Below are 7,231 nucleotides of genomic sequence, written 5' to 3' on the forward strand. Positions count from 1 at the left end.
GCTGTATTTAATATGTCAAAGATACAAATTTGAAAGCGAATCACAACAAGTTCCAAAGTCACGTTCTCCGTGCCGACGCTGTATTTAATATGTCAAAGATACAAATTTGAAAGCGAATCACAACGATTATAGGAGATTGATCGATGAGTGACAAGCTGTATTTAATATGTCAAAGATACAAATTTGAAAGCGAATCACAACAAATCATTTTACAAACCCATATCGAGATTAGCTGTATTTAATATGTCAAAGATACAAATTTGAAAGCGAATCACAACTCCGCTTCATCGCTATAGCGGCAAAAGACGGCTGTATTTAATATGTCAAAGGTACAAATTTGAAAGTGACTCACAACGATGAGGTGCAAACTTTGGCTAAATACTACGTCGTCAAGGCAAATGTTTGTGTATCGAATGGGGTTAAATTAATGCTAACTACTTTGTTTCCAAATTGATACAATAGGGAATGTTAATATACAGTTTCCATGCCTATATCCGAGACTCATTCGGTGTCACACCTATCGCTTTCTTGAATATTCGTGTAAAATGCTGGGAATATTGAAAATCAAGAATGACGGGTTAAATATTGGTACAAGATAGGAGGAAATTTTGACGTGGGCAAGTTGTGGAAGATTGATGTTTTTCCCGACGAGGATGTTCTTCGTGATTGAATTGCCTTTCTTCTCTGACAATCTCTTGGCTGACCAATTTGGAATCGACAAAAGTAAAAGCTGTCGTGACGATGAACCAACTTCCCCGATATAAATCTTCTTTATAAAACAATGTTTCCCTTTTGTGCTTATCGTAAGTATAAGCCATTTCTTTGTTAAACGGTTTGCCAAACTTTTGGATAAACTCATTTTGGCTCATACCTAATTCGACTTGTGTGCCTGAGAATTTACTTACTAATTGGGACGTATAGCAACTACTCAGGAAACATAGACATAGCAACGGAACTAATATCTTGAATTTCATATTGCATTTATTGATTTGGTTTGCGAAGATAAGGAAAATCACGGAGCGGTACAATAGCTGTAAATGCTGTTTAAGAATTACTAAATGAATATGAATTGCTTGTTTTGGATGTAGACAATGGCTTTCTGCTTGGAAAGAATTTCATAATCGATAAGTCCGTCAGCCGTATTTAATATGCCAGAGCTGCAAATTTGAAAGCGAATCACAACCTTAAAGGAGTACGGCTCTTACCAGCAGCAGCTGTATTTAATATGTCAAAGGTACGGATTTGAAATTAAATCATAATTAATTTAGTTGGATTTTAAACTGTTAATTTCTTATGTGTTGAGAATACCACGGATAAATACTATTGAATTACAGTGTTGGTAGGTGTGTTTTGTGTGGAAAAGCGTATCTTTGATAGCTCAATCAAAGGGATAATGAATGTATGGAACCGTTGGGTATTTGTCGTACGGCTTTTTATGTGTCTAAAAAGATCATGTGTGCCGTACTTATCGTATTTTCATTGAGAGGCAGAGCGCAGAGCAGTGTAATGATGGAGAAGGAGACTTGTGCGTTTCTTCAATCTTTGCCTGCGGGTTTACAAAAGACACAGGCCGATGCCGTGCGTCGCGCCATAAACGGGGATTGTACCGCTTTGATATCTGTGCGTAATTCGCGTAATACGAACCCTGAATCGAAAAGTGGGGTAGTGGCAGCGGATATCGGAGGGTGTTATCGTTTGTATCGCCCTGCCGGATTCGATACTATTCCGTTGCCTGTGTTGATTTACTTACATGGGGGTGGCTGGTGTTTCGGGAGTATCAATAGTTGCGCTCATTTTTGTGCGGGGTTATCGTATAGGGCAAAGATTGCTGTGTTGGCCGTGGAATATCCCTTAGCACCCGAACATGCTTATCCTGCCGCCCTCAATGCTTGTACCGAGGCCGTCGCATTCGCTTTCGAGCATGCCGGGGAGTATGGCTTTCTTCCCGATCGGATATCTATCGGCGGAGATAGTTCGGGCGGGAATCTTGCTCTTGCTACGGCTCTTAACCTAATTCTTGCAAAGGATTCTCACTCTTGCCGCATGGACAGTGGAACGATGTGCTCTTCACTTTGTTCGCTCGTGCTGTTTTATCCGGTGACAAAAGCTTGGGCAGACGGTTCGTCTTCGTGGAAAAACTATGCCGAGGGATATGGTCTCGATGCCCAATTGATGGAGGCTTTCAATGCCGCATACATCGGTACAGGAGATGCTCGACAGCCTCTTGTCTCGCCGGGTGTAGCCGATGACGAGCTACTGAAACAGCTACCGCCGACGCTTATCGTCAATGCCGAGCGGGATATTCTTTTATGTCAGGGGAAGGAATTGGCGGCCAGACTTTCCGGGCTCGGCGTTGCCGTGAGCCATACGGTTTTGCCTCATACGGTGCATCTCTTTATCACCGTGCCGGGACAGCCTACGGCATTCGGGGAGTCTGTTCGTTTAGCCGCCGACTTTCTCACGTTAGAGTAGGGGAATCATTCCGTATCAGAGAGGTGGCTTTACAACTATATCGGGATTGAGACTCCTTAGATGATCGATGAATGCTTGCCTCTGTTTGGGAGACAAGACGAGAGTCTTTTTGTCGGCGAAGCGGATTTCTATCCTGTCCATCGATAAGGCCGGTGCGCTTAAACAACTATTGGTTTTCGAGATTTTCGTTATTCGGTCGATCGGGAAGGAGGACGACAAGAATATGCCGCATTTGATGTGCAGCGTGCCGTTGTCTATGGTGTAGCTCGTGTTACAGAATGGGTCGGCAATGAAAGCGGCCGTGACGACCAATAAGGCGAGGGCTATCCAAGAGAATTCGAACAGGAGCGGCAGGTAGGACAGAAGGACAATTGCTATAATGGCGATTAGCAAGCCTTTATCGACCTTTGATTTGTAAACAGTTTTCATTGTCTCGTAGGAGATTAGAATATCCCTCCACCAAGCATAAGGCGCAGTATACCCAAAACGATAGATACGATGCAGAGGGTTTTGCCATTGTCTGATTTGAGAATGGCACAGATGATGAGGAAAATGACCGATATGGGTATGGCCACCCAGTTGAGAAATCCCAATAGGGGAATAAATGCGACAAGGGTGATGAGCAGTGCTACGATACCTAAGAATGTTCCCATTGTTTTATGCTTTTTGTCGATTAACAAATGTATTTTGTGATTTGTTCCGGGGGATCGATGTCTTGTCAATCCATTCGGGTTTTATAGTCGTAGTAGTCGTATTCCCGCCAGATTTCCGCTTTCCCGTCGCTTTTGAGGCAGGCTATGGAGGGGTGGGGGATTCCGTTGAACATGGTTGTCTTGACTGTCGTATAGTGAATCATATCCTCGAATATGATTCGGTCTCCTATTTGCAATTCGTGGTCGAAATGCCAGTCTCCTATATAGTCGCCGCTCAGACAAGAGTTTCCTCCCATACGATAGGCGTATGTGCCGGGTGCGGGTTCTACCGAGCCTCGTATCGCCGGTTTATAGGGCATTTCGAGACAGTCGGGCATGTGACAGGCAAAAGAGACGTCGAGAATGGCTGTTTTGATACCGTGGTTCTCGACTATATCGACTATGGTGGATACTAATGTACCGGTCTGCCAAGCGAACGCACTACCGGGTTCGAGAATGATTTCGAGGCCGGGGTGTCTTTGTTTGAAGCCCCGGAGGAGGTTAATCAAATGTGCGGTATCGTAATCCTTGCGGGTCATGAGGTGACCGCCACCCATATTCAGCCATTTGATATGGGGGAGCAAATGCCCGAATCGGTTTTCGACTTGTGCCAAAGTCTTTTCGAGGTCGTAGGAGGTGGACTCGCAGAGGGTGTGGAAATGAAGTCCTTCCACGCCCTGCGGAAGTTCGGGCAGCTTGTCGGCGGTTATTCCTAAGCGGGAACCCGGTGCGCAGGGATTGTAGAGGTCGGTTTCTACCTCGGAATATTCGGGGTTGATACGCAACCCGCACGATACCCGGTTGCCGTCGGCTACTACTTGGGGGTAAAACCGTTCGAATTGAGTCAGGGAGTTGAAGGTAATGTGGCTGCTGTATTTGAGTATTGTCGGGAAATCCCGCTCGGTATAGGCCGGTGAGTAGGTGTGTGCCGGACTGCCCATCTCCTCGAATGCCAGCCGTGCTTCGTGTATGGAGCTGGCTGTGGAGTGCGGAATATATTCCCGTATGACGGGGAATGATTTCCAAAGGGCATAGGCTTTGAACGCCAGTATAATATTTACTCCGGCGGCTTCTTTGACGGAGCGAATGAGAGCGAGGTTGCGGCGCAATAGTTCTTCTTCGAGAACATAGCAGGGCGATGGTATTTGCGATAGCGTATCGTGCATGACGTATGAAAAATTATTCTATGATTGTGAACTTGGCGAATTTGAGCAGGAGCTGTTTGCGTCCGACGTTTTCAAATTCGACGGTTATTTTGCAGTTGTCTCCCGTATCTTCTATGGCTGTAACGGTTCCGTTTCCGAAGCGGGCATGGCAGATGAATGTTCCTATTTCTACTTGCCCGGCAGCGGTTGCAACTGTGGATTGTGTCGTAGAATGGGTTTCACCTGTGGGTTTAGAGTCTATCTTGGTCAACCGTTTGCCCGGAGACGGAGCAGTGAATGGTCTCGGTGCAGGTGTGCGATCCGTATCTTCTTCGTTCCATCGGGAAGTTTTGCGCGGTCTTTCCGTATCGAATGGAAATCGGTTCCACGATATGGTTTCTCTGGGAGACTCTTGTTTGGTTTGTACCGGCATATCGACGTATCGAGAATCGAGGTCTTTGATGAACCGGCTTGGAGGAGAGGAGACCGTTTGTCCGTTACGATAGCGGGAGAGGGCATACGTGAGGGTGCAGTTTTCTTCTGCGCGGGTGATGGCCACATAGAGCAGACGTCGTTCTTCTTCGATTTCCCGTTCACTGTTTTTACTCATGGCCGAAGGAAAGAGGTCTTCTTCTACTCCAACAATGAAAACTTGTTTGAACTCCAATCCTTTCGATGCATGGACCGTCATCAAGGTTACTTTGTCTTGCTCGGTTTCATCGCCGTTGTCTTGATCTGTCGCCAAAGAAATTTCGGCTAAGAAGTCGGATAGGGAGGTTTGTTCTTCTCTGGCTTCTTCGCGCAGGGCGCAAAATTCACGGACACCGTTCAAAAGTTCTTCGATGTTCTCTTGTCGGCTGATGTTTTCGGGGGTACGATCCGAGGAAATTTCTCCCCAAATACCCGACCGCTTGATAATCGTTTCTGCCAGTTCCGGTGTGTTCTTTTTATCGGCTTCGTAGCGTAATTCGTCTATGAGGTCCTTGAAGGTTTTCAACTTGTTCAATGTGCCGTTGTTAATGGCCAAGTTGTAGCCTATGGGGTCGGAAATCACATTCCATATACTGGATTCCTGCGAGTGTGCCCGTTCGATGAGTTTCGAGAGAGTGGTATTTCCGATTCCTCGTGTGGGATAGTTGATGACTCGTTTGAGCGCTTCTTCGTCATCGGGGTTTATCGTCAATCTGAAATAGGCGATGGCGTCCTTGATTTCTTTCCTTTGGTAGAACGACATGCCTCCGTAGATGCGGTAGGGTATGTTGCGCTTGCGCAGAGCTTCTTCTAATACACGGGACTGTGCGTTCGTGCGGTAGAGGACAGCGAAGTCGTTGTAATCACAGTGAGTCGTGAGACGCATTTCGGCAATACGGTTCGAGACGATAAAGCCTTCTTCGAAATCGGAATAGGCACTTATTACTTGTACTTTGTTTCCTTGTTCTTTTTCGGAGAATACTTGTTTGGGTATTTGTTCCTTGTTCTTGGCGATGAGGCTGTTGGCCGTATTGACGATATTTTGTGTGGAACGGTAGTTTCGTTCGAGTTTGAATATTTTCAATCCCGGGTACTCTTTACTCAGTCCGAGTATATTGTGGATATTCGCTCCCCGGAACGAGTAAATGCTCTGGGCATCGTCGCCCACCACGCAGATGTGATTGTGGCCTTTTCCTAACTGGCTGACGATGAGGTGTTGGGCGAAATTGGTATCTTGATACTCGTCTACCAAGATGTAGGCGAACAGGTCGCGATAGTGTTGCAGCACGTCGGGGTGATCCCTGAAAAGTATATTGGTATTGAGCAGCAGGTCGTCGAAATCCATTGCCCCCGACACGAAACAGCGTTGTCGGTAGATACGGTATATTTCGTGAATGAGGGGCCGTTTCGAACGAGTATCCATCTCGATAAGTTCCCGGTTTCGCGCATAGGCTTGCGGTTCGATGAGGGCGTTTTTCGCATGGGAAATAATCGCCTGCACGGTTGAGGGTTTGTATGTCTTATCGTCGAGTTGAAGTTCTCTGATAATGCTTTTTATAAGCGACAGGGAATCGGAGGCATCGTAGATGGTGAAGTCGTGACGATAACCGAGCCGGTCGGCATTGGCTCGAAGTATGCGGGAGAAAATGGAGTGAAACGTCCCTGCCCACAAGCGTTGAGCTGTCTCTGTCCCTACCAATGCGGCGATGCGTTCTTTCATTTCGTTGGCCGCTTTGTTGGTGAAGGTGAGTGCTAGCAGCCGGTGGGGTGGATATCCCATTTGCAGCAGGTGTGCTATTTTGTAGGTAAGTACTCTTGTTTTACCCGACCCGGCTCCGGCGATAACCAATTCCGGTCCATCGGTATAGAGCACAGCTTCGCGTTGCTGGTCGTTCAGACTGTTCAGAAAATCTTGTTCCACTTTTCTTTTCCTTTGCTTCGTGCAAAGATAGTGTAAAGGGTTAATAGAAACAAGCCTCGGTTTTGTCTGTGCGTTATCTATTTTTTTGAGAATCATACTTTCGTTATCGCAGAATTGGGTTTTATTTCTTCTTTTCAAGTACTGTATTGGTGGTGGCGGAGTTTCTTGGTTCGTCGCTACGGTCGCCGTCGGGGTCTGCGAAACTCGCTCCGCTCGGACAGTCCTCACCCTTTTTCCTCCGTCTTCCTTGCGACTTCACCGCCCGATAAAGGCGGGGATTTAATTCGTGCTTTTGACGGTCTTGAATCTATTTGATACGACATGACGTTTCGCTCCATATTTTGCATTAGCAAAACACAGAGGAGATGAGAAAATGGCTCGTTATGTTATGAGGCATGGTAGGGGAGAAGGGAGACTTCCTGTTTCTGCTCATCGAAATCGAGAGGGAAAAAGAGGGGATTAGGTTCACCCTCCACCTGTCGGATTTATTCTCTTCTGTTGCAATCGAAGGAGGATTGATGGAATCCGGG

Annotated in this window: 6 protein-coding genes and 1 CRISPR repeat array; of the genes, 1 reads left to right on the forward strand and 5 read right to left on the reverse strand. The window is 46.5% G+C overall.

Translation table 11 applies throughout. The annotated features are described in order from the left end of the window. Positions 1-355: direct repeats of the CRISPR family, unit length 47 nt; unit sequence GCTGTATTTAATATGTCAAAGATACAAATTTGAAAGCGAATCACAAC. Positions 356-578: 223 nt separating this feature from the next. Then, positions 579-974, reverse strand: coding sequence for a hypothetical protein (locus QVD32_RS12165; protein WP_147401587.1), 396 nt, complete (start codon positions 972-974; stop codon positions 579-581). A 427-nt stretch (positions 975-1,401) separates the two neighbouring features. On the opposite strand from QVD32_RS12165, the gene QVD32_RS12170 reads away from it, so the two are divergent. Continuing rightward, positions 1,402-2,472 (forward strand): alpha/beta hydrolase, encoded by a 1,071-nt coding sequence (locus QVD32_RS12170; RefSeq protein ID WP_021890876.1) that lies wholly within the window; start codon positions 1,402-1,404, stop codon positions 2,470-2,472. Positions 2,473-2,487: 15 nt separating this feature from the next. Here the strand turns inward: QVD32_RS12170 and QVD32_RS12175 are convergent, their stop codons facing one another. The 4 genes from QVD32_RS12175 to QVD32_RS12190 all read right to left on the reverse strand — a co-directional run bounded on the left by QVD32_RS12175 (position 2,488) and on the right by QVD32_RS12190 (position 6,701). After that, positions 2,488-2,901 carry a PH domain-containing protein gene (locus QVD32_RS12175; protein WP_021890875.1) on the reverse strand — a complete coding sequence of 138 codons (414 nt, stop codon included), beginning with the start codon at positions 2,899-2,901 and terminating at the stop codon, positions 2,488-2,490. A gap of 14 nt (positions 2,902-2,915) precedes the next feature. Then, positions 2,916-3,125: a hypothetical protein gene (locus tag QVD32_RS12180; RefSeq protein WP_008862256.1), complete on the reverse strand. Its 210-nt coding sequence runs from the start codon at positions 3,123-3,125 to the stop codon at positions 2,916-2,918. A gap of 65 nt (positions 3,126-3,190) precedes the next feature. Next, positions 3,191-4,330 carry a carboxynorspermidine decarboxylase gene (nspC, locus tag QVD32_RS12185; RefSeq protein ID WP_021890874.1) on the reverse strand — a complete coding sequence of 380 codons (1,140 nt, stop codon included), beginning with the start codon at positions 4,328-4,330 and terminating at the stop codon, positions 3,191-3,193. Positions 4,331-4,343: 13 nt separating this feature from the next. Further along, positions 4,344-6,701, reverse strand: coding sequence for an ATP-dependent helicase (locus QVD32_RS12190; protein WP_271695470.1), 2,358 nt, complete (start codon positions 6,699-6,701; stop codon positions 4,344-4,346). Between the last annotated feature and the right edge of the window lie 530 nt (positions 6,702-7,231).

Origin of the sequence: Barnesiella sp., from assembly GCF_022723415.1 — a bacterium.
Lineage (GTDB): Bacteria > Bacteroidota > Bacteroidia > Bacteroidales > Barnesiellaceae > Barnesiella > Barnesiella intestinihominis.

Excerpts from the sequence above, each read along its gene's own strand:
- QVD32_RS12165 (WP_147401587.1), bottom strand. The coding sequence starts at position 974 with ATGAAATTCAAGATATTAGTTCCGTTGCTATGTCTATGTTTCCTGAGT.
- QVD32_RS12170 (WP_021890876.1), top strand. The coding sequence starts at position 1,402 with ATGGAACCGTTGGGTATTTGTCGTACGGCTTTTTATGTGTCTAAAAAG.
- QVD32_RS12175 (WP_021890875.1), bottom strand. The coding sequence starts at position 2,901 with ATGAAAACTGTTTACAAATCAAAGGTCGATAAAGGCTTGCTAATCGCC.
- QVD32_RS12180 (WP_008862256.1), bottom strand. The coding sequence starts at position 3,125 with ATGGGAACATTCTTAGGTATCGTAGCACTGCTCATCACCCTTGTCGCA.
- nspC (WP_021890874.1), bottom strand. The coding sequence starts at position 4,330 with ATGCACGATACGCTATCGCAAATACCATCGCCCTGCTATGTTCTCGAA.